At 42.0% G+C, this 24,105-nt stretch carries 13 protein-coding genes; 5 read left to right on the top strand and 8 right to left on the bottom strand.

All coding sequences use genetic code 11. The features are described 5' to 3' along the window. The first annotated feature begins 182 nt into the window (after nucleotides 1-182). Nucleotides 183-2,708, top strand: a complete 2,526-nt coding sequence (locus tag BXY_RS15395) for an AsmA family protein (RefSeq protein ID WP_015532392.1) — start codon at nucleotides 183-185, stop codon at nucleotides 2,706-2,708. An 80-nt stretch (nucleotides 2,709-2,788) separates the two neighbouring features. Then, complete coding sequence (locus tag BXY_RS15390; RefSeq protein WP_015532391.1) at nucleotides 2,789-3,403, top strand: L-threonylcarbamoyladenylate synthase; 615 nt, start codon at nucleotides 2,789-2,791, stop codon at nucleotides 3,401-3,403. A 93-nt stretch (nucleotides 3,404-3,496) separates the two neighbouring features. On the opposite strand, the gene nagB is transcribed toward BXY_RS15390, so the two are convergent. The 7 genes from nagB to BXY_RS15355 all read right to left on the bottom strand — a co-directional run bounded on the left by nagB (nucleotide 3,497) and on the right by BXY_RS15355 (nucleotide 12,085). Next, nucleotides 3,497-4,309, bottom strand: coding sequence for a glucosamine-6-phosphate deaminase (nagB, locus tag BXY_RS15385; protein WP_004301540.1), 813 nt, complete (start codon nucleotides 4,307-4,309; stop codon nucleotides 3,497-3,499). Nucleotides 4,310-4,360: 51 nt separating this feature from the next. Beyond that, nucleotides 4,361-5,557 carry an FprA family A-type flavoprotein gene (locus BXY_RS15380; protein ID WP_008020770.1) on the bottom strand — a complete coding sequence of 399 codons (1,197 nt, stop codon included), beginning with the start codon at nucleotides 5,555-5,557 and terminating at the stop codon, nucleotides 4,361-4,363. Between the two features lie 54 nt (nucleotides 5,558-5,611). After that, nucleotides 5,612-6,592: a TIGR01212 family radical SAM protein gene (locus BXY_RS15375; RefSeq protein ID WP_009040076.1), complete on the bottom strand. Its 981-nt coding sequence runs from the start codon at nucleotides 6,590-6,592 to the stop codon at nucleotides 5,612-5,614. A gap of 437 nt (nucleotides 6,593-7,029) precedes the next feature. Continuing rightward, the gene (locus BXY_RS15370) at nucleotides 7,030-7,848 is read right to left on the bottom strand and encodes a LytTR family DNA-binding domain-containing protein (RefSeq protein WP_004312817.1); all 819 of its coding nucleotides are present in this window, start codon (nucleotides 7,846-7,848) and stop codon (nucleotides 7,030-7,032) included. Nucleotides 7,849-7,851: 3 nt separating this feature from the next. Continuing rightward, nucleotides 7,852-8,646 (bottom strand): LiaF transmembrane domain-containing protein, encoded by a 795-nt coding sequence (locus BXY_RS15365; RefSeq protein ID WP_015532389.1) that lies wholly within the window; start codon nucleotides 8,644-8,646, stop codon nucleotides 7,852-7,854. Between the two features lie 173 nt (nucleotides 8,647-8,819). Then, nucleotides 8,820-10,397, bottom strand: a complete 1,578-nt coding sequence (locus tag BXY_RS15360; RefSeq protein ID WP_049702319.1) for a pectate lyase — start codon at nucleotides 10,395-10,397, stop codon at nucleotides 8,820-8,822. Between the two features lie 47 nt (nucleotides 10,398-10,444). Then, complete coding sequence (locus BXY_RS15355) at nucleotides 10,445-12,085, bottom strand: hypothetical protein (protein WP_015532387.1); 1,641 nt, start codon at nucleotides 12,083-12,085, stop codon at nucleotides 10,445-10,447. A gap of 297 nt (nucleotides 12,086-12,382) precedes the next feature. Between BXY_RS15355 and BXY_RS15350 the strand changes: the two genes are divergently transcribed. From BXY_RS15350 to BXY_RS15340, 3 genes are read left to right on the top strand one after another with little or no spacing between them, the layout of a single operon-like run. Then, nucleotides 12,383-15,604 (top strand): SusC/RagA family TonB-linked outer membrane protein, encoded by a 3,222-nt coding sequence (locus tag BXY_RS15350; RefSeq protein WP_015532386.1) that lies wholly within the window; start codon nucleotides 12,383-12,385, stop codon nucleotides 15,602-15,604. 13 nt (nucleotides 15,605-15,617) lie between these two features. Next, nucleotides 15,618-17,645, top strand: coding sequence for a RagB/SusD family nutrient uptake outer membrane protein (locus BXY_RS15345; RefSeq protein ID WP_055234949.1), 2,028 nt, complete (start codon nucleotides 15,618-15,620; stop codon nucleotides 17,643-17,645). An 18-nt stretch (nucleotides 17,646-17,663) separates the two neighbouring features. Next, complete coding sequence (locus BXY_RS15340; RefSeq protein ID WP_015532384.1) at nucleotides 17,664-19,259, top strand: fibronectin type III domain-containing protein; 1,596 nt, start codon at nucleotides 17,664-17,666, stop codon at nucleotides 19,257-19,259. A 227-nt stretch (nucleotides 19,260-19,486) separates the two neighbouring features. Here BXY_RS15340 and BXY_RS15335 read toward each other — a convergent pair whose 3' ends face one another. Continuing rightward, nucleotides 19,487-24,061 (bottom strand): hybrid sensor histidine kinase/response regulator transcription factor, encoded by a 4,575-nt coding sequence (locus BXY_RS15335; protein WP_208946825.1) that lies wholly within the window; start codon nucleotides 24,059-24,061, stop codon nucleotides 19,487-19,489. Between the last annotated feature and the right edge of the window lie 44 nt (nucleotides 24,062-24,105).

The raw sequence follows: 24,105 nt of genomic DNA, 5'->3' as shown, positions 1-24,105 counted from the left end.
ATCTCATTTCTGCACCGATTTGAACTAAAACCGGAAGTTCGGATTAAGCCAGAAGCCAGTCCTTTGGATTCCGCTTAATTTAAAAATAAGAATCCCTAAAAATTTCTCTTTTATCTCTTATTATCAAAAAGTTTTATTAGTTTTGCTCTTCATTATATCTCAAACTCTTAAAATAGAAGCAAATGAAAAAAGGTTTGAAAATCGCAGCTATCACCGTAGGAGTAATTATCATTCTGATGTTCCTTCTTCCTTTCGCCTTCCAAGGAAAGATAGCCGACATTGTAAAAACAGAAGGCAACAAGATGCTTAACGCACAATTTGACTTTAAGAACCTTAACATTAGTCTGTTCCGCAATTTTCCACAGGCTTCTGTCACTCTCGAAGATTTCTGGCTGAAGGGTACGGGTGAATTTGCCAATGACACCCTTGTACAAGCCGGAGAAGTTACCGCCGCAGTCAACTTATTCTCCCTTTTCGGAGATAGCGGTTACGATATTTCTAAAATATTTATCGAAGACACGAAGTTACATGCCATTATCTTGCCGGACGGACGTGCCAACTGGGATATCATGAAACCGGATACAATAGCAACAGTCGAAACGCCTGCAGAAGAAGAAGCCTCTTCTCCTTTCAAAGTCAAACTGCAACGCTTTGTTATCAAAAACATGAATCTGATTTATGACGATCAACAAGGAAAGATGTATGCTGATATCCGCGACTTCAACGCTATTTGTGCCGGAGACTTAGGAAGCGAACGTACCACTCTGAAACTGGAAGCGGAAACCAAATCACTCACCTACAAGATGAATGGAATCCCTTTCCTGGCAAATGCCAATATCTCCGCCAAGATGGACGTAGATGCTGACCTTGCCAATAACAAATACACATTAAAAGACAATACCATCCGCCTCAACGCCATTCAGGCAGGCATCGACGGCTGGGTAGCCTTGAAAGACCCGGCTATCGACATGGACTTGAAACTTAACACGAACGATATAGGCTTCAAGGAAATATTGTCATTAATTCCCGCCATTTACGCCACAGAATTCTCCAGCCTGAAAACAGACGGAACTGCAACGCTTACCGCAACGGCCAAAGGTATCCTGCAAGGAGACACCGTTCCGGCATTCAATATTGACATGCAAGTCAAGGATGCTATGTTCCGCTATCCGGCTCTACCGGCAGGAGTAGATCAAATCAACATCAGTGCCAACGTTCAAAATCCCGGAGGAAATATCGACCTGACTACGGTCAACATCAATCCGTTCAGTTTCCGCCTTGCCGGAAATCCGTTTAGCCTGACTGCTACAGTGAAAACACCGATCAGTGATCCGGATTTTAAAGCAGAAGCGAAAGGAGTACTCAACTTAGGTATGATCAAACAAGTCTACCCGCTTGGAGACATAGAGTTGAACGGTACCATCGACGCCGATATGCAAATGTCGGGACGCCTCTCATCCATCGAAAAAGAAGAATACGAACGTATACAAGCCTCGGGCACTATCGGACTGACGGGCATGAAACTCAAAATGAAAGATATGCCGGATGTAGAAATTAAAAAGTCTCTCTTCACCTTCACTCCGAAATACCTCCAGTTGAGTGAAACAACCGTCAACATCGGAAAGAACGATATCACCGCCGACAGCCGGTTTGAAAACTACATCGGTTATGTATTGAAAGGTAGCACATTGAAAGGAAACCTGAATATTCGTTCCAACTACTTCAATCTGAACGACTTCATCACCGCTTCTGCCGATGAAGCCTCCACATCAGAAGCTGCGTCCACCGACTCTGTAGCTACAGCCGCCACAGGTATTGTTGAAGTTCCCCGTAACATCGACTTCCAAATGGACGCTAACCTGAAACAGGTGTTATTCGACAAGATGTCTTTCAATAATATGAATGGCAAACTTGTTGTAAAAGATGGCAAAGTGGATATGAAAAACCTTTCCATGAACACCATGGGTGGTAATGTAGTGATGAACGGCTACTACTCCACCGCCAACATAAAGAAGCCGGAAATGAAAGCCGGATTCAAGCTCTCCAATATCGGTTTTGCACAAGCATACAAAGAACTGGATATGGTGCAGAAAATGGCTCCTATCTTCGAAAACCTGAAAGGTAATTTCTCCGGAAGCATCAATATCCTAACAGATTTGGATGCAGCCATGAGCCCCGTACTGAATACGATGCAGGGTGACGGTAGCCTTTCCACGCGCGACCTTAGTTTAAGCGGAGTAAAAGCAATCGACCAGATAGCCGATGCCGTGAAGCAACCCAGCCTGAAAGACATGAAAGTGAAAGACATGACATTGGATTTCACCATCAAAGACGGTCGCGTAGAAACCAAACCGTTTGATATCAAGATGGGAGACTACACACTGAATCTTTCCGGCAGCACAGGACTCGATCAAACCATCGACTATTCCGGTAAAGTAAAACTGCCCGCATCCGTAGGCAATATCTCTAAGTTAATGACTCTTGACTTGAAAATCGGAGGTTCGTTCACCTCTCCGAAAGTCAGCGTAGATACTAAAAGCATGGCCAACCAAGCTGTCGAAGCCGTAGCCGATGAAGCAATCAGCAAACTCGGACAGAAACTTGGCCTGGACTCTGCCGCTACCGCCAACAAAGACTCAATCAAACAAAAAGTCACAGAGAAAGCTGCGGAAAAGGCACTGGATTTCTTGAAAAAGAAACTCAAATAAAAAGAGAAGACAATAACCATTTAACCCCACTCGTCCCTCCTCCTTCTCCTTTGCGAGAGGGAAGGGATGAAGCTTTTAATATGCTACTGAAACTATATGATAAAAACAATAACCCGCAGGATTTACAACGAATCATCGATATCCTGAATGACGGCGGACTTATCATCTATCCTACCGATACGATGTACGCCATCGGCTGTCATGGTCTGAAGGAACGTGCCATAGAACGGATCTGCCGGATTAAAGAGATAGACCCTCGAAAAAACAATCTGTCTATCATCTGTTATGACTTAAGCAGTATCAGCGAATACGCAAAAGTAGACAATAACGTATTCAAACTGATGAAGCATAATCTTCCGGGACCATTTACCTTTATTTTGAACGGCACCAACCGGTTACCGAAAATCTTCCGCAACCGGAAAGAAGTAGGTATCCGTATGCCGGACAACAACATCATCCGTGAAATCGCACGCCTGCTGGACGCTCCCATTATGACCACCACACTGCCATACGAAGAGCACGAGGACTTGGAATATATGACTGATCCCGAACTTATAGATGAAAAGTTCGGCGACATCGTTGATCTGGTCATTGACGGCGGTATCGGAGGTATAGAACCTTCAACGGTAGTGAAATGTACGGACAACGAACTGGAAATCGTCCGGCAAGGAAAAGGCTGGCTGGAAGAGAATTAATTCCGCTGACAGCTATCTCTAACATACAAAATGGGCTGCAATCAATTCAACACTGATGCAGCCCATTCTCTTTTTATAGAATCAGTTTTATGCTTACTTAATCAAAGATTCCGGATCTAAATGAGCAGACTCGATATCTTTGAAGTAACGGTAAGTACCTACTTTCAATTCCGCCGTAGCAGCATCATCACAAACAATAATACCTTTTTCATGCATTTGCAATGCACTGATTGTCCACATCTGTGTGATAGCACCTTCTACTGCATGATACAAAGCACGAGCTTTGTTATGACCGTTTACAATAATCATCACTTCCTTTGCAGAAAGTACAGTACCTACTCCCACTGTCAAAGAGGTCTTAGGAACCTTATTGATGTCATTATCGAAGAAACGGGAATTAGCAATGATGGTATCCATTGTCAATGTTTTCTGACGAGTGCGTGAAGTCAATGAAGATCCCGGTTCGTTGAACGCAATATGTCCGTCAGGACCGATACCGCCCATGAACAGGTCGATACCACCGTATGACTTGATCTTTTCTTCATAACGTGCACACTCTGCATCCAAATCCGGAGCATTACCATTCAGAATATTCGTATTCTCCGGTTTGATGTCGATATGACCGAAAAAGTTATTCCACATGAAAGAATAATAGCTTTCCGGATGTTCTTTCGGCAATCCTACATATTCGTCCATGTTGAATGTTACCACATTCTGGAAGGAAACGATTCCTTTCTTATTCAGGTCGATCAAAGCTTTATACATACCCAGAGGAGAAGATCCGGTGGGACAGCCCAATACAAATGGTTTTTCGGGGGTTGGATTGGCAGCCTTTATTTTAGCAGCAACATAATGTGCAGCCCACAGAGATACGGACTGATAGTCCGGCTGAATAATAAGTCTCATAAGTCGATTGTTTTATAGGTTAGTTAATAAATTATTATCTCATTCACAGTTTTAACGATCTTTCTTCAAACGATCCGCCATGGCACGTGCCAGGTTTTCACATTGAGTATAAGTCAGGTCTTTCATTGCCTGTTTCATCTCCACCGGATCACCGACCAATTCGAATTTGCTCTTTTCCGCAAACTCTGCCAGACGTTTCACAGCAGCACCTGCCCATGTGAAAGAACCGAAGTAACCCAAATAGCGTCCCTTCACCTCACGCAACAGAATCTTTGAGAGCAGCGCTTCCACTTCCGGGAATATCTGATTACTATAAGTGGGAGAACCGATAATCAATCCCTTGTAACGGAAAATATCCGCTATAATATAAGAAGGATGGCTCTTTGTCACATTATGCATGACAATGTTCTTAACACCCTGTGCCGAAAGCTCTTCTGCAATAGCTTCCGCCATTTGCTCCGTATTTCCATACATGCTTCCATAAGCAATAACAACACCTTCGTCTGCATCATAACGACTCAAACGGTCATAGATACCAATTACCTTGGCAATATTCTCTGTCCATACCGGACCATGTGTAGAACAGATGGCAGAAATAGGTAGTCCTCCCAATTTTTGCAAAGCTTTTTGCACGGGGCTTCCGTATTTGCCTACGATGTTAGAGTAGTAACGAACCATTTCCCCCCAATACTTATCCACATTGATCCGCGTATCCAGGAATCCGCCATCTACAGTGCCAAAGCATCCGAATCCGTCGCCGGAGAAAAGAACGCCGTCCGTTTCATCAAAAGTCATCATCGTTTCCGGCCAATGCACCATCGGAGTCATATAAAAACGCAGTTTATGATGTCCCAAAGCTAAGAAATCACCTTCCTTTACCAGATACTGTTCGCCGGTTACACCGTAGAAACCTTCAATCATACCGAAGGTCTGCTTGTTACCCACGATAATAATTTCCGGATAATGTTGCTTAATCAGTCGGATAGATCCCGAATGATCCGGTTCCATGTGGTTTATAATCAAATAATTAATGGGACGTTCTCCAATCACTTGCTTGATCTTACGCAAGTAGACTTCAAAATAACAAATATCTACCGTATCCACCAATGCCACCATTTCATCATCAATCAGATAAGAGTTATATGAAACTCCATAGGGCAATGGCCACATCCCTTCAAATCTGTGCTTGTTACGGTCATTCACTCCCACATAGTGGACATTTCCTTTAATTCTTGTTTTATGTTCCATTCTTCAAATCCATTTATATTTCTTCCACCATCTATATTCCGCTCAAACAGCTATTTATTCAGTGGTAAGTTTATCGTCTGCAAAAATAATCCTTTTTTCCGAATCCCTATACTTCTTACCTTGATAAGCACCTCTTTCTTTCATTCTTTTTTGTAAACGCGCTACAAATTCATAATTTTTCAATCCCCAGTCCGGAGCTATTAATAAATCTTTAGGAGATTGGGAAACAAAACGCTCCACAACTATATCGGGACGAAGATGTTCTACATAATCAATCACCAGATCAATGTATTCCTCCACCTCGTTAAACAAATGAAAACCATCAGGAGCTTCATCATACTCATGCGCCATTCGTGTACCACGAATCAATTGTAACTGATGGATCTTGAGTGTAGCTAAAGGCAGATCGGAAAGTATTTCCGCTTGTGCCACCATCGTATCATGCGTTTCTCCCGGAAGTCCGAGGATGATATGTCCGCCTGTCAGGATACCACAGGCGGCTGTCCGCCGGACGGCTTCCACCGTATCGGCATAAGTATGCCCCCGGTTAATGCGTTTTAAGGTTTCGTCGCAAGTGCTCTCGATCCCATATTCAACCATAAGGAAAGTATGTTTGTTCAATTCTTCCAAGTAACGCAACAAACTCTCCGGCATACAATCGGGGCGTGTACCTATCACCAGTCCGACCACCCCGTCTACCGTCAACGCTTCTTCATATTTACGCTTCAAGCCTTCCAGTTCGGCATACGTATTGGTATAGGCCTGAAAGTAAGCCAAATATTTCATTTCCGGATATTTATGGGCAAAAAAGCATTTCCCTTCTTCCAATTGGGTAGTGATAGACTTCTCTGTCCGGCAGTAATCCGGATTAAAAGTCTGGTTATTGCAATATGTACATCCGCCCCATCCTTTTGTTCCGTCACGATTAGGACAAGTGAAACCTGCGTTCAATGAAATCTTTTGTACCTTGTAAGGAAAATATTTCCGCAAAAAAGTAGGAAAATCATTATATAATAGCTGCGTAGACATGTTCATTCACTTCTTTCTTTATTTTACCTACAAACATAAGCAAAATCAGCGAGTTATGGAAAGTTGACACAAAATATCTTCAATATATTAAAAATTTCATAAATTCCATAAGATAAATTAATAAACATTGCTATTCAAAAAACTATTTAATTAGCTTTGTCATGATTTTAGGCATTGGCAGGAGGATACTTGTGAAAGTCTTGTGCAATTATTCCCCAATTATGATTTCATCTCACCATACCCCATGCAACTCTTGTCAATAAAATTATCCTCTTTATATTCTGAATAAGATTATAAAGAGGATTTTTTTAACGAATATTATTCATTTCACTTTTCCAAAACAAAGAAGCGAGATCAATACTATTACCCAACCGATCTGCTAGATGAAACATTTATAACAGGGCTGTAGTGATAGTATATTACAAAATCAGAATAAACAGATTTTATATCCCCAACCGTTCTTTCAGCAACCGGTAGCCGGAAAGGCTAACCCGAAGTTTCACTCCATTCTTCAATAATAACTGATAGGTTTCTTTTCCAAAAAGCTCGACCCGGGAAATCTGCGTAACATTCACAATCGTAGAACGATGCACCCGAACAAATGTATCCGGAGAGAGATGAGTTTCAAAATACTTCATAGTCTGCTCTTTCAGGTATTCGCCTGTGGGGGTTATCAGCATCACATAATCTCCACATGCTTGTATGTAAATCAATTCGTCTGCCTTCACCAAATGAATCCGGGAGCCGTCTTTCACTGTAATACGATCTACCCATTCCATGGCTGACTCTTTCTGCTGTTCAGCCACATTCACCTGATGTACAGCCAGTTCTTTTTCCATTTCCTGATTTTGTACTTCTTCTTTTGTGACTATCAAGCGGTACCATAGAGTAATGGCAATTAAAACCGGTAGTCCGAACAATAACCGGAAAGGGATTGTCTGCGCAAAAGGAACATAGGACACTCCTACAATTCTCACCATTATGTCACAGACCATAAAACTTCCTGCCAGCCAAAGCAGACTTCCAACGATAATCATAATTACATCCGTCTGGAACAACGAGACAAGACCGACCACAAACCATGCCAGATAGGCGATAGCCGCCAACCAACCGATCGTTACTATTCCATCTACCAAAGCGGGAAGATAATCGTTTCCGGTGTATCCACAGACTAAAGCTACTTGGAATACAACCAGAATCAATGCCAGCACCAGCATCGGAATCCAACGAAAAGGAGATTCTATAATCGGATGTGCTTTCATACGCTAGCCTTTAACCTCCAAGCCTCCGAAAGAAAGTGTTCCCCGAATTACTAATACACTCTCCTTATTTATATTTCCATTCTGCCAACGTTTATCATCACATCCTCCAAAGAAAGCATTGCATTTAAACACGACTTTCCAGTCAGAAGGGACATATATCTCAACTCCTCCCCAACTGCAATCCAAATCGATGTATGTTTCTCCGGGTGCAATATGGGTATGGCGCAAATCAATCGTCGTTCCTCCAAAGGATGTGCGAATGACAGCTCCTTTAAACAATTCGTCAAGTACCACGTGACGGGCAGCTCCCCAAACATTCTCGGCACGTAGAAAACCATCTACTGACTCTGCCTGCTGTTGTTCACTTTCAAAGTTCATGCCGGGTTGTCCCTGATGCATCTTCATCCACTTCTGACGGTGCTGCATGGCATGATGGTGCGCCCAGTGCCCCCGCCTGTTCTTGCCGGATTTAAAAAAGAATAAGACACCTGCTGTTATCAGAGCGATAGGCCATACCATTGCCTGCGAATTTTCAGGCAACCATGAAAGCCCTCCAATCAAAAAATACACACCTATCAACAAAAGGATGATTCCACCGATGAAATGGCGGCGAATCATAGAATATATACCTAATATAATAAGGAGTGAATGCCAGGATACGATCATATCGAAGACTTCAGATGTAATCCATCCCATATTACGGGCAAACAGCAGAATCCCAGAAAGGATAAAAAGCGAAGCTATCAGTGTTTTACCGGAAAAGCCTGTAGCAGTGGGAAATTTTTGTTTCTCTTCCATTGTCTCTATTATTAATTGATTAATGGTTCAAAGATACATCATTTCCCACTGCTTCTACAGCCTTTTCTGTTGATTTCCGGTATAAATTCCGATGAATGCCGGATAAAAACCGGTGAAACTGACTATAAAGTATCTTACCTGATAAAGATAATTCTTAATACGATGTTTGCAGATTACTTTTTTCCACCGCTATTTTGTTTTTCAATAATGTCATGCACCAAACTATTCATATACATTTCCAGATTTGTATACTGGCCATATTTATCTATCGTTTTTCCATTGCCATCAGAAGCATCATGAGGATCTAATCCGAATTTTCTCTCCCATGCATCAGGCATACCATCATTATCAGAATCAATCAAGGTACTTCTCTGTAAAAGAACTGGCCATGCGGAAACATTTTCCGAAGTATTTAACGAGAGCAAATCATCCTGACTATCTATCAATCCTGGTTTCGGATATCCTTCACTTTTCCAAATACCTCCTTCTCCATTATGAATATTCAAACCTTTATATCCAGCTGTTCTCGTACGTGTTTCCTTCACAATACGTGCATCCACATCATCTCGATGCAATGAACACCCCGCATAATCCAACACTTGTTTATAAGCATTGAAAGCAGAATGTGTCGTTACCGATGCAAATTCATGAGGTTTGTCCAATCGAATCGAGTCTTTAGTTTTTTGCGTAACTACTTTCTTATAATTATTCGAAAATTGATTGTAAACTCCATATTCCCAATTATTAGCTGTAGCCTTTTGGCTGTTTTTATCATCTGCCCCTCCATCTACAACGTTACCATCAATATAATACTTTCCCCACAGATACCCCCCATTCCTATTTTCTGTTGCATCTATAGCAAAAATCCGTCCACGTTTAGAGCCTGTCACCGTTGCAGGACCAGGTTTATAATAATTGTTCACTATATTAATATTCATCCTTTCACCACCATACGAACTGTTCATACCCCAATTATAGATCACATTATTGCGAAAATCTACATAATCACCATCACATTCTCCATTCTTACGTACCTTAGCTCCTAATCCGAAACGGGGATTCCGGCTATCATGATGGGCTAATAAATTATGGTGATAAGAAGAGTGTTCACCTCCCCAAATTCCTCCATATCCATGAGGACCTTTGGTATGTCCACCTAATCTAAGACTTTCAGAAATAATGCACCACTGCATAGTAAAATCATCATTTTCATAAAAAGAGGCACATTCATCTGTACACCAGCTGATAGAGCAATGGTCTATAATCACATTCCTTGCCCCTTTTCCTCCTAAAGCATCTGCACCGTCAGGATGCACACATTCTTTATTACCCATACGGAAACGTAAAAAACGGAGAATTACATTACTAGCATAATTTGTCACCGGATAACCCGCTATGCAAATACCGTTTCCCGGTGCAGTTTGTCCCGCAATAGTCAAATTCCCTTTCCGTATTTTTAGGTCTTTATGCAGAAATATTGTACCGGACACTTGAAAAATGATAGTACGAGGACCATCCAACTTTTCTATACCATAACGTAAAGTGCCAGGCATCCCATCATCTGCTAAAGAAGTAACAATATACACTTCACCTCCACGTCCGCCTGTAGTCATACGTCCATATCCTTCTGCTCCGGGAAAAGCAGCCAACTCTCCAAAATCAAGAGTGTTACCAATACCAGAAAAGGCAAAAACAGCCTCATTTCCGATCAGAGTTAATAAAACGGTTAAACAACGAAAGATCAAATTCATATTCATATTTTTATTTATGGAATAATACAAAAATACACCAAATTTATTTATTGTACTCCTCCTTTATTCTGTTCCTCAACAATCTTTTGTACCAAGCTATTCATATACATCTCCAGATTTGTATATGTTCCTTCCTCATCTACTGTTTTACCATTTCGGTCAGAAGCATCATTCGGATTCAAACCATACTTTTTTTCCCATTCATCAGGCATACCATCATTATCCGAATCCTTCAGAATAACACCTTGTACCAATTCAGGCCATGCTGAAGATTCTCCAACAGGAATCACATCATCCTGACTATCAATGATACCTTTCTTTGGATACCCCACGCTTTTCCAATCAATACCTTCAACAACTCCCTGACCATTGTGCTCGTTCATTCCCTGATAGTTCGCAGTCCCGGTACGAGTCTCCTGAACAATACGTTCATCCACTCTATCCCTGTGCAAAGAACAACCTGCATAATCCATAACACGCTCAAAAGCCATACGGGCATCATGAGTGGTAACAGTACCTGTTTCTACAGGAGTAGTACGTTTAAGAGCTTTTTTTGTACTTTCATCCAACGTTCCATACTTTTTATCAAACTGATTATAAACTCCGTACTCCCAGTTATCCTTTGTAGCCTTCATACAACGATCGTAATCAGCCGCACCATTAATTTGCCCATCATCCACCACATTTCCTTGGATAAAGAAATCTCCCCAAGTGTCAAAAATGGCCGGATATGATTTCTTATCCGAATCACTCACTTTTTTGTCAATGGCAATAATACGTCCACGTTTAGAAGTGCCAGTAGGAGTGGCAGGCCCCGGCTTATAAAAATTATTCACAATATTTACATGCATGGCTTCTCCACCATAACAAGAGTTTCCACACCAGTTATAAATGACATTATTACGCATATCAACAATTTCATTCTCTTTTGTCGAATTAACTCCAGGACCTAGACGAGGATTACGGCTATCATGATGTGCCAATAGATTATGGTGAAAAGAAGCTTTCATACCTCCCCATATACCACCATAACCATGAGGACCTTTCGTATGCCCACCTAAACGCAGACTTTCAGAAATAAGACACCATTGCAGTGTAAAATTCTCATTTTGATAGAAAGAAACACATTCGTCAGTACACCAACTCATAGAACAATGATCAATCATTATATTTTTATGATACCGACCGCCAAAGGCGTCGGCTCCGTCTGCACTGACATCTTCTTTATTTCCCATTCGAAAACGCATAAAACGGACAATAACATTGTCTGCTTCCAAGAAAACCGGATAACCAGCCAAACAAATACCATCCCCCGGAGCCGTCTGTCCTGCAATGGTCAAATCTCCATTCTTAATCTTTAAATCACCGTTTAAATGAATAGTTCCGGATACCTGGAAAATAATTGTACGTTTTCCGCTTAATTTCTCAATACCATAACGTAAAGTTCCGTTCTGCAACTTGTCCTCCAATGAAGTAACAATATATACATCGCCACCACGCCCACCGGTTGTGTAGCGTCCATGTCCTTCTGCCCCAGGAAAAGCTGGTATCTTTTCATCTTGAGTTTCTCCAGTCCCTTCAGGTTCTTTAGGCAATTCATTTGCGTCACCACCATCAGTACACGCCAGAATTCCAAAAGCAAACAAAATAGCCAAACACCATTTACTTAGAATTATATCCATTTTCATACATTATTAGATTAATGAGGACAAAAGTAGACAGGATAAAGAAAAGTCTTGTTCAAATTTTGTTTTTCCAAATCATTAAAATCGATAAAACAAGGCTTTTCAAGCTAGCATGTGTATTTTTTGTTTTAAAACTATTCTAAAAATGCCTGCCGGCTATTAAAAAACAAAAAATACTAGGTGAAAAACAAATATTGCACATATCTATATTCACATTCATATACTTTTGTACCGAGGAATTAACTCTAAATGTGAGTACAGAATCAAAACAATAACCATTAATTAATAAACATGCAAAGAATGTCTAACAAAGTGAAAAACATGCGTAGTTGGCTGCTAATGCTATTTGCAGCGATATCGCTTGGCGTATCAGCGCAAACAATTACCGTAAAAGGTAATGTGAAAGACACAACAGGAGAACCGATCATCGGAGCTTCTGTAGTAGAGAAAGGTAATACTACCAATGGTACAATTACTGATTTAGATGGTAACTATTCTATCAAGGTTCCTTCAAAAGCAACCCTTACAATTTCTTATATCGGAATGAAAACTCAGGATATTGCTGTAAAAGGACAAAGTCAAATTAATGTCACTCTTTCCGATGATACACAAGCATTGGACGAAGTTGTGGTAATTGGTTACGGAACCGTTGCAAAAAAGGATCTGACTGGTTCCGTATCTTCCGTTAGTGCCAAACAGATAGCTGCCATTCCGGTATCTTCTGCATCAGAAGCATTACAGGGAAAAATGGCTGGTGTATCTATCACAACGACTGAAGGTTCTCCTGATGCAGACGTAAAAATCCGCGTACGTGGTGGCGGTTCTCTATCTCAAGATAATTCACCGCTTTATATTGTAGACGGATTTCCCGTATCAAGTATCTCTGATATTGCTCCAACAGATATTCAATCGGTAGATGTATTGAAAGATGCTTCTTCTACTGCTATTTATGGTGCCCGTGGTGCAAACGGTGTTATCATCATTACTACTAAATCCGGTCAAGAAGGTAAGGTGCAGGTAAACTTCGGTGCATCTTACGGTTTGCGCAAAGTGACCAAGATGGTCGATGTACTCAATCCGTATGAGTTTGTGATGTGGCAACAAGAATTAGACCAAAAAAGTTTTAATTATGGCACCTTTGACGATCTGGAGATTTATAAATCATACACAGACACCGACTATCAAGGAGAAATATTTGGTCGCACCGGTAATCAACAACAATACAATATTAGTGTCAGTGGTGGAAACAAAGATACCAAATTCAATATCAGTTATTCACGTAACGACGAAAAAAGTATCATGTTGAACTCAGGTTTTGCCAAAGACAACATCAATGCTAAAATAAATACAAAAATCAACAAATGGCTAACATTTGACTTCAATGCCCGTTTATCCTATCAAAAAGTAAAAGGAACCGGAAGCGGTGCAGACGACAATCAATCAAGTGCAACCACTTCTGTAAATGCACGCTCTGTAGTATTTGCTCCTGTTGAAAAATTAATCAGTGGCGGCAGTGACGATGATGAAAACGTTAATAACGCACGTTACACGCCTATCGAAATATTGAACGCGACTTACAAACGTGTTAGCCGCTTCCAGCAAAACTACAATGCCGGAGTGAACTGGGAACCCGTAAAAGGACTTAAATTCAGAAGCGAATTCGGATATGGATGGAAATACAATAATACTGACCAAGTATGGGGGGTGGAAGCTACAAACAACAGTAAATATGGAAATCCGGGAATGCCCCAAGCGTTATTAACCAAACTTATCAACAAGAACTGGAGAAACGCCAATACTGTTACATATAATAACGATAAAATGTTCAATTTGAACCACAGAATGAATGTCATGTTAGGTCATGAAGTATCCAGCAGCTACGACCACAAAACAACAATGACATCTGTAGGTTTCCCTAAAAACATGTCAATAAAAGAAGTACTTGCTAATATGGGACAAGGTCAGGCACTTCCCACAGATACATACATTGGTATCAAAGACAACTTGCTCTCTTTTTTCGGACGTATCAACTACACCATTAACGATAAATACCTGATGACTTTCACCATGCGTGCAGACGGCTCCAGCAAATTTGCCTCCGGCAATCAATGGGGATACTTCCCTTCACTGGCTTTAGCATGGCGTATATCCGACGAAGCTTTCATGAGAAACTCCCAAGAATGGCTTTCCAACTTAAAACTTCGTTTAAGCATCGGTACGGCAGGAAACAATCGGATTCCCTCCGGGTCGCTAGAAACAACTTACTCACTGGCAGGTTCGGGAGACAAACATATCTATTTCAACAATACAAGCAGCGTGGTTCTGCAAAGAGGTAAAAACTTGTCCAACCCGAACTTGAAATGGGAAACAACGCTCACTCGTAATATAGGTTTGGATTTCGGCTTCTGGAACGGACGCCTTTCCGGTAGCTTAGATGCATACTGGAACACGACCAAAGATTTGTTGATGCAAACTACCCTCCCCAAAGGAGCTGGTTATGAGTTCCAATATCAGAATTTCGGTCAAACCTCTAACAAAGGTATTGAGCTTGCTTTAGACGCTATCCTTGTCGACCAAAAAGATTTCGGTCTGAATTTCAACTTCAACATTTCTTATAATCAAGCTAAAATTGACAAACTGCCTACAAATAAAATCTGGCAAAGCAGTGGCTGGGGCGGCAGTCTAATCGCTGGTATCGATGATTTCCTAATTGAAGAAGGTGGAAGACTGGGTGAAGTATACGGTTATAAACTAGATGGTTTCTATACCACAGAAGACTTTACTTGGGATAATGGATGGAAACTTAAGGAAGGACGTGTCAATCCGACGGAATCGGGCATGAAAGTCAATAATTTCGGTCCTGGATCCCCCAAACTGAAAGCAAATGCAGATGGTAAAATCGAGAAAGAACGCCTTGGAAATACAATCCCGAAAATAACTGGCGGTTTCGGTATCAATGCACGATATAAGAGCTTTGATTTAAGTGCATTCTTTAACTATTCATTGGGAAACAAAATTATCAACGCTACCAAACTTGCTTCCGGATTCTATAGTGACACAAAAAAAGATTGGAATCTGAACAATGAATTCAACCTTAGCAAACGTTACACTTGGATTGACCCTGCCAACGGAATGGACATGACTTCCAAAAGCTATATCAACGAATTTGGAAGCGACTATGCCATCAACCGTCTAAATGAAATAAATGCCGGTGCCAGCATATTCAACCCAGCTTCCATCACACAGATTCCACTTTTGGACTGGGCTGTAGAAGACGGTGCCTTCCTGCGTGTCAACAACATTTCCATCGGTTACACATTGCCGAAAGTTTTCGTACAAAAACTACAAATGCAGAATGTGCGTATCTACTTTACAGGATACAACCTCTACTGCTTCACTAAATATTCCGGTGCCGATCCGGAAGTAGACACTTGTCGCAAAACACCTATGACTCCGGGCATAGACTATTCGGCCTATCCTAAAAGCCGTTCATTTGTAGGTGGTATAAATGTTACATTCTAAAACAGATACATATATGAAATCAATTATAAAATACATCATTGGAGGAATGGGGTTACTGAGCATCACCTCTTGCAGCGATTTCTTAGATCAAAGCTCTCCTTCCGAAATCAAAGGCGACATGGTTTTCAACTCGCTTACTTTTACAGAACAAAGTTTGAACAAAGTATATGCAGGGCTTACCCTCGACCATACTTATGGTGCCCGCATCCCTCTGAATTTCGGATTCAATACAGATATTGAACTAGTAGATGCCGACGTTAACAAACCGGCTTCTTTCACCGAATCCAGTGAGCGCGCTTTAGGTAATTACAATGGAGAAAGCATCAGCGGTTCCTGGTCAAAACTGGATGACAACTGGAAAAACTGTTTCGCCATTATTGAAGACGCCAATCTTGTCGTAGAAGGAATCCGTTCTAGCGAGTTGTTCCAAGAAGGAAATCCGGCACGCAACAAGATGGCTAATTTCTTGGGTGAGGCACTCACCATCCGTGCTATGGTCTATTTCGACCTTGTAAAAAACTATGGAGACCTGCCAATGAAATTCGAAACGACCAAGGTAGACGGTTCCAATTTATATGTAACCAAAAGCGACCGAGACGACATCATGGAACAATTGCTGAGCGACTTGGAAGAAGCTGCAAACTATCTCCCTTGGGCAGGCGAATCCGGCTATACGACCGAACATGCCACTGCAGGTTTTGCTCACGGCTTGTTCGCCCGCATCGCCCTTGCCAAAGCCGGCTACAGTATCCGCGAATCCTCCAAACCCGGCTATGAGACACTTGCCGGCTCTGACGGTACATACCCTACCCAACGCCCAGGAGAAGCAGAAAGAAAACTGTTGTATGAACGTGCACTGAAACATCTGACAGCTGTTATTGGAAGCGGTGTACACAAGTTGAATCCTTCGTATGCAGACCAATGGTTCCAAGTAAACCAGCGGAAATTGGACAATACTTATAAAGAAAACCTATACGAAGTAGCACACGGTCTGAATAAATCCGGAGAAATGGGATATACCATTGGCGTGAGAATCAGCGGTGCAAGCAGCTACTACGGTGCTAAAGGAAACTCAAGCGGAAAAGTGAAATTAACCGCTCCGTTCTTCTGGTCATTCGACCACTCTGACCTGCGTCGTGACATCACATGTGCCACTTATGAACTCAAAGAAGAAAACGGGCACATCAAAGAAAATATGCAGAAAAACGCCCCATTCGGTATCTATGTAGCAAAATGGGACATCCGCAAAATGAACGACGAATGGCTGAATGCTGTCCGTGCGAGCGATGCAAAAATTGGATATGGCATCAACTGGATTGCAATGCGTTATTCCGACATACTATTAATGTATGCTGAAGTTATGAACGAACTGTATGGAGCTGATGCAGCCAATCCATTGGGTGGAACTGCCATGACAGCCCGTACCGCACTGACAGAAGTTCACAGCCGCGCGTTCGACAACAAAGCCAATGCACAAGCGTATGTAGCTGCTATCTCATCAGGTGACGATTTCTTCAACGCCATTGTGGATGAACGCGCATGGGAATTTGCCGGAGAATGTGTCCGCAAATATGACTTGATTCGTTGGGGATTACTCTCTAAGAAGATCGACCAATTCAAAGAAGACTACCGCCAACTCACTACCATAGCTCCCAAATACATATTCTATAAGATGAAAGCCGATGATGAATATTCCATCGACATGAGTAGTATTTGCTGGTATGAATATCCCTCCTTTGTCAGCGAAATCAATAACGAATTGGATGTCAAGAATGCCATAAAGAACGCCGCAGATCCCAACTGGAAATACGTTCCGGGCTGGGGAACTTTCCCAAATGGAAAGATAGAGAAAGACGCAACTACAAAGCAAGAAGTGTTCAAAGAGGACGGAAGCACCTCCAACGACTCCAACCTTTCGGGATTAACGGACTATGTTAGCACAGGTCTGAACAAGACCGTAAAAAACAGGCATTTGATTCCACTAGGTAGTAAAACGATTTCAGAATCAAACGGAACATTAGCCAATTCATACGGATTCTAATTGATAAAAACGATTATTATGAAAATTAGTACAAATATACACACGCTATTAAGCATCATTTGCTTAACAGTTATTTCATTTTCGTCTTGCGACAAAAGTAATGACTGGAGTTCGGACGAACGATACAACCGCTTATTCCGCAGCAACAATCTTGCGGTTACTCCCCAAACATTCGAAGCAGAGGTTATTTGGAACGCAACTCCCAACACCGACTACTATATCATAGAGGTAAATAAAAACGAATTTACAAATGACGAACTGCAAGAAGGCTCTATCATCTACGGAGAAGACAAAGGCATTACAAGCAGCCCTTACAGTATCACAGGACTAGAAGAGCAAACGACGTATTACTTGCGTCTGCGTTCCTGTTCCGAATCTGCCCAACCGTCTAAATGGTGCACTTTGGAGGATGGCACTTTCACCACGAAGAGCGAACAAATTATCGAAAGCAGCAGCAACGTGACCAGCAAGAACGCCACCATCCACTGGACTGCAGGAGTGGACGTTACCCACTTCCTCATCGAATCTACCGAAGAGGAGACACGCCGCGACATCACCGCCAACGAGAAGAATGCTGGTCAAGCTACGTTGACAGGACTCAAAGCTGCCACCACTTACAAAGTTTCTATCTATAACAATCAGAAGTTGAGAGGAAACTGTAAATTTGAAACAACAGAAGACTTTCCGGAAGGATACAACATAGCCAACCTGAAAGAGGGCGATGATATTGATGCGGTTCTTGCCGAACAACAAGGAGATGTAGTACTCGTCTTCCCTGCTGGAAGCACTTTCGAACGTACGGAAAAACTCAGCATTCCCGCATCGGTAAATGCAATTATCTTCTGGGGCGCCTCCGGTGGGACACAGCCTAACTTCAAGCCCAAAGAAGTGACAGCCACAGAAAATACGACTTCTATCAAGTTTTATAACATGAACCTCTACAACAACGGTAAGAGTGGCGACTATATGATTAATCAGGATGCCATGACAACGGATGTAAACATCTCTTTCGACAAATGCAACGTATCCAAAACTCGTGGTATATTGCGTGTGCAAGGCGGCGGTGTGGATTGCTCCATCAATAGTATAGAGTTTACTAATACCACCTTCAGTGAAATCGGTTCGTATGGTGTCATCAACACTAAAGACATGACGGGAAATCTGAATTCCATTCATATCAGTAAATGTACATTCAATAATGTAGCAGCTACCGACGGACCGACATTTACACTAACAGCAAAAAATACAATGCATCCTATCACATTCAATATCGATCAATGTACATTCTATGCTTGCGATCAAAAAAGTGGAAAACACTTCATTGATGCAAACAAAGTGGAACTACATGATATCAGAATCACAAATTGCTTATTCGCCAACTGTGGTAGCAGCGATGCCAAAAACAAACTATGTAGCATAAAGGGTATCGTTAAAGAGACCTCCGACAACTGGTATACCACCGATTGCGCATGGCACAGTGAGGCACAAGCGATGTGCACCGAATATAGCAAAACATCTGCCGAACTCTTTGAAGATCCTGAAAACGGTAATTTCAAAATTAAAGACGCTTTATTCAAGAACCGTGCAGGCGACCCTCAATGGTTCAGTGAATAATATAGTTTTTAACCTAAAAACATAATAAAAAGATAGGGCGAATGTATATTTGAATATATACACTCGCCCTACTTTTTTATATACATTCCCAAGCAAATGAACGTTTACAAACAAAGCATATAAAATACACTTTGAGTTTGGAATATATGAATTGAGAAGTTCATAGGAATAGTCTCTCAAATCATTTATATCCTAAAATAGAATAACAAAAAGATTATTATTACGTATTACCGGCCTATTTTTTCCTTATACTCAGTTGGTGTCATACCCACTTGTGCCTTAAAACATTTGCTAAAATAACGCGGGTCGTTGATTCCGACCATATATGAAATCTGCGTCATATTAAACTCTCCGGTTTCAATCAGTTGCGTAGCACGCTTGATGCGTATTTCTTTGATAAACTCAATAGGTGCCAGTCCTGTCAATGTCTTCAGCTTCTTGAAGAACACGGAACGACTGACAGCCAGTTCACGTACCAAATCATCCACTACGAGGTCTCCATTATCCATGTTCTGCTCCATCAATTCCACCAGTTTATCCATAAACTTACGGTCATTTGGAGACATATCAGGAATGGTCGGTTGCTGTTGTGACTGTAATTGCGTTTGCTCTTCTTCTCGCTCCGACACTATCTTTTTTTCCTCTTCAGCCATAGCCTTTGTCGACGCAGGCAACTCGCCGGAAGTAACGGACATATTGATATGCATCAGGCTATCCCGATAGAAACTTTGCAGTTTCTTACGCTGCATCAACAGATTTTCCACACGGGCTTGCAGATAGGTAGCACTGAAAGGTTTCGTGATATAATCATCCGCACCATATTCCAATCCTTCCAGTTTACTTTCAATCGTAGTCTTGGCAGTAAGCAGGATAATAGGTATATGGCTGGTTGTCATATCCGCACGCAGTTCACGCGTCATTTCAATACCGTCTTTCTCGGGCATCATCACGTCACTGATAATAATATCCGGAAGATACTTCAATGCTTTATTCGCTCCTTCCCTACCATCGGCAGCTTCCACTACCCTGTACATCGGAGTAAATATACTACGCAAGAATTCACGTAACTCCTGATTATCTTCGACTAATAACATCAGTTCTTTGGAGTTTTCTTCTTTCGCAGCATCTTCCTCATAAACGGCTTCAATTTTCTCCGAATCATCGGGTATCAGCGTTTCAGACTGAATGGAAGAGTTGGCTATATCCACCACTTGCCCCATCCTTACCGGAGCTTCCGCATCTTCCAGGATAAACTCGGTTTCCTTATCATAATGTTCTTTCCCTTTCAGGAAATCGACTTTGAAACAACTTCCCTCTCCCAAACGACTATCCACGGAAATTGTAGCCTTGTGCATCTCCACAAGCTCTTTCACCAATGAAAGTCCGATACCCGTACTAGCCTGATTGAACAGATTCTTGTCCACCAGATTCTCAAAACGGACAAACAAGGACTTCTTTTTATTTTCCGCGATACCAATTCCCTGGTCTTGTACACCGATAGAAACTGTATTCTCATCTTCACGAATAAACATCGTTATCATCTTGCCATTCGGCGTATACTTAAATGCATTGGAAAGCAGGTTGAATACAATCTTTTCCAGCTTATCGGCGTCCACCCAAAGATAAAGATGCTCCTTTTCCGTCTGAAACAGGAAATCAATCCGATGCTCTTCGGCCACAGCTTCAAAATTATCCATCACCTTGCGCACGAAAGGAACGATGTCCACACGCTGTACTTGCATCTTCATCTTCTTGTTCTGAATCTTACGGAAGTCCAATATCTGATTGACAAGACGAAGCATACGGCTGGTGTTCCGTTCAACCACCACCAACTGTTCGCGGGCATCAGCCGGCAATCTATCATTCTTCAAGACCTGCTCTACCGGACCTGCTATCAACGTAAGCGGAGTACGCAACTCATGGGATATATTCGTAAAGAAGCGCAGTTTTATATCCGAAATCTGCTGTTCGACCGACACTTCATGCTTCAACCGGTAAATGGTGAACAGGATATAAACGGCCACAAGAATAATAATCAGAATAAAAAGTATATAAAGCACGTATGCTATCGGCGTTTCCCAGAAAGAAGGCAGAATGACAATATCCAAGATACGTTCGTTATCCACCCACACACCATCGCTATTAGTAGAACGGACGCGAAGCACATACTCTCCTTTCGGAAGATTTGTATAAGTCACGCTACGCTGTTTATCGGCAAAGGTCCACTGTTTTTCAAATCCATCGAGAATATAAGCATACTGTATATTTTGCGGATTAGTATAATCGAGTGCCGCGAAATGAACGGAGAAAATATTCTCTTGATGCGAAAGAACCAATTTATCAGCGTCGTCAATATCCACTTTCAACAATGAGTTGCCGCCGGGGGTAATGTCCTCATTAGCCACTGTCAGTTTGGAGAATACGATAGGCGGGATATAGCTGCTCTTACGAATAGAGTCAGGATTAAATATAAAGACTCCGCCGCTGGCACCGAAAAGCATGCTTCCTTTAGCAGTTAATGCCGAAGCAGCTTCACTAAAACGTACGGGGAAAGTGATACTACGCTCGTCATAACTTTCAAAACGTTCTTCAGAGGGGATGAACTTACAAATTCCATTCTCTGTACTAATCCATAGATTCTGCTTACTATCTTCACGGATGGAAAGCAGGACATCGGAAGGAAGACCATCCAATACGGAATATGACTTGAACTCTCCGTGACCGTCTTTACTGATAGATACCAGTTTGTTGAGTCCGCCGCCGAAAGTAGCCAGGTAAAGTTCCTTTTTCTTGGTGGAGATAATCCAATGGACATCATTATTACTCAAACTTTGCGTATCATTCGGCATACGGGAGAAATGATAGAACTTCACATCCTCCGGTTTCTTAAAGTTCTCATCAAAAGCAACGGCACCCGTAGTTGTTCCTACCCACAAGCGTCCGTTGTTATCGGAAGTGATGAAACGAGCTTTGTAACAAGGATCGATGGGATAACCTTTCAGGTTGTTCCGGTGATTGATAAACAATGTCTTTCCAGCTTCATTCTCCGTGATATAATTGATACCTCCGGCAAAAGTTGCCAGCCAGATACGACCATAATGATCTTCATAGACGCAATATACATTATTATCGCTCAAACTGTACATATCATCTTCACGATGAAGATAACGGGTCAACTTATAAGACATTCCGTTGGAAGAAGTCGGCTCGGCACGAACAAGGCCGTCTCCTTTTGTCGCAATCCAGATGATTCCTTTTGAATCCTGAATAACAAAATAAACGGTTCCCAACATGGGAGTACCGATGGTAGAGATCGTGCCGTTTTCGGTGAGGTATCCTTTATAAGTTTTGCCGGCATCATATATACGAAGTATACCGTCTTTCAAGCCAACCCACAAATTGCCCAGTTTATCTTCACACAGGGCACGCACCTCATTATGCAACGATTCGTGTTCATGAGGCATAGGGGTCATCATCGCAAAGGGTACATTTCGATAAGTCACCTTCTCCAATCCTTTAGAGTGGGTACAAAGCCACAGATTACCTTGTTTGTCGGAAAAGGCCGAATGAATCTTATTGGAAAAACGCCAGTCACGGCTACCCAGTCCGTTATAGAAAGGAACCAAGCATTTTTTTTGAGGATCGAAGTAAGAGAAACCTCCTCCGTAAGGATGTACCCAAAGATAACCGTTTACGTCTTCATGGATATGAAAAGCCGGACGGGAACGTTCGGGATTACTATATTCTATTGGAATTTGTTCACGGGTCACCACTCCGGTCGAGGGATTAAAATGAGCTACAACACCCGGTTCTTCCTGTTCGAACCACACTTCCGAAGAACGGTCTACGTATGCAGAAAGGATCGGCTTTGCGGGTAACGCCTTACAAGTCAGGAACGAGTAATGTGCGTTTGTTTTTGTTCGCAGGTTGTAAGTAAAGAAGCCATCCGAATCGGTAGTAATAACGGATACGTCCGGTGCAATGGGATGAATGGAGGTGATCTGTCCTTTTGTGGGAAGCTCGATCAACGTAAACTCTCCGCTTTCTTTCTGATAAGACCAGATGCGTCCATGATCCGAGGCGAAGCAAATATCTTTATCGCGTTCCTGCACAGCATAGAAAGCCTGATTCATTCCGCCAAACTTTCCTTTTGTCTCCGTAAAATAAGAATCCGGCTCTTTCTTTCCGGGATGGATCATACCGAGGCCATTATCCGTCAGCAACCAGTCATTGCCGGCTTTATCCTGATGAACTTTGAATACATGTAAAGAAGGAAACAGTTCTGTCTTGCTGGAATAAATATCCCATGTCAAGCGATTATTCTCATCCGGATGCGTCAGGATGCGGATGGCTCCGTCGTTTTCTGTCAGCAGCCAGACGGTTCCGTTCGGCATCACTTCAATGGTATGCACATTGAAAGCACTCCCCTCTTCTCCGGCAGCAGGCACTTGCTCGAATGTCTCTGTCTTCGGGTCGAAACGATGGACACGGTTGTCATAGGTCAGCAACCACAGAAAGCCGTAACGATCTTCATACATACGGTCTACGCGGTTATTGGTCAGACTGATGTAGTTTCCCTGACGGGCCTTGTATGTTTTGAAGGTATAACCGTTGAAACGGTTGATACCATCCCAGGTGGCAAACCAAAGGTTGTCTTTGTGATCCTGCAAGATGTTCATCACCGTATTTTGGGATAATCCATCTTCAGTAGAATAGTGGGTGAAAAAACAGTGCTGTTGCGCGTATGTTGAGAACACAACAGCTAACAAAAGAATTACTGAAATTAAGGTTTTCTTCATCATATCACTCGGTTCTGTGGCGTAAAGATAGAAAAATACTTGTAGTA

The organism is Bacteroides xylanisolvens XB1A (genome assembly GCF_000210075.1).
In the GTDB taxonomy this organism is placed as follows: Bacteria; Bacteroidota; Bacteroidia; order Bacteroidales; family Bacteroidaceae; genus Bacteroides; species Bacteroides xylanisolvens.
Note: the sequence above shows the minus strand (reverse complement) of the source record. Positions and strands in the feature narration are given on the sequence as shown.

Excerpts from the sequence above, each read along its gene's own strand:
- BXY_RS15365 (WP_015532389.1), bottom strand. The coding sequence starts at position 8,646 with ATGGAAGAGAAACAAAAATTTCCCACTGCTACAGGCTTTTCCGGTAAA.
- BXY_RS15345 (WP_055234949.1), top strand. The coding sequence starts at position 15,618 with ATGAAATCAATTATAAAATACATCATTGGAGGAATGGGGTTACTGAGC.
- nagB (WP_004301540.1), bottom strand. The coding sequence starts at position 4,309 with ATGAGACTTATTATTCAGCCGGACTATCAGTCCGTATCTCTGTGGGCT.
- BXY_RS15355 (WP_015532387.1), bottom strand. The coding sequence starts at position 12,085 with ATGAAAATGGATATAATTCTAAGTAAATGGTGTTTGGCTATTTTGTTT.
- BXY_RS15375 (WP_009040076.1), bottom strand. The coding sequence starts at position 6,592 with ATGAACATGTCTACGCAGCTATTATATAATGATTTTCCTACTTTTTTG.
- BXY_RS15370 (WP_004312817.1), bottom strand. The coding sequence starts at position 7,848 with ATGAAAGCACATCCGATTATAGAATCTCCTTTTCGTTGGATTCCGATG.
- BXY_RS15395 (WP_015532392.1), top strand. The coding sequence starts at position 183 with ATGAAAAAAGGTTTGAAAATCGCAGCTATCACCGTAGGAGTAATTATC.
- BXY_RS15350 (WP_015532386.1), top strand. The coding sequence starts at position 12,383 with ATGTCTAACAAAGTGAAAAACATGCGTAGTTGGCTGCTAATGCTATTT.
- BXY_RS15335 (WP_208946825.1), bottom strand. The coding sequence starts at position 24,061 with ATGATGAAGAAAACCTTAATTTCAGTAATTCTTTTGTTAGCTGTTGTG.
- BXY_RS15360 (WP_049702319.1), bottom strand. The coding sequence starts at position 10,397 with ATGAATTTGATCTTTCGTTGTTTAACCGTTTTATTAACTCTGATCGGA.
- BXY_RS15390 (WP_015532391.1), top strand. The coding sequence starts at position 2,789 with ATGCTACTGAAACTATATGATAAAAACAATAACCCGCAGGATTTACAA.
- BXY_RS15380 (WP_008020770.1), bottom strand. The coding sequence starts at position 5,557 with ATGGAACATAAAACAAGAATTAAAGGAAATGTCCACTATGTGGGAGTG.
- BXY_RS15340 (WP_015532384.1), top strand. The coding sequence starts at position 17,664 with ATGAAAATTAGTACAAATATACACACGCTATTAAGCATCATTTGCTTA.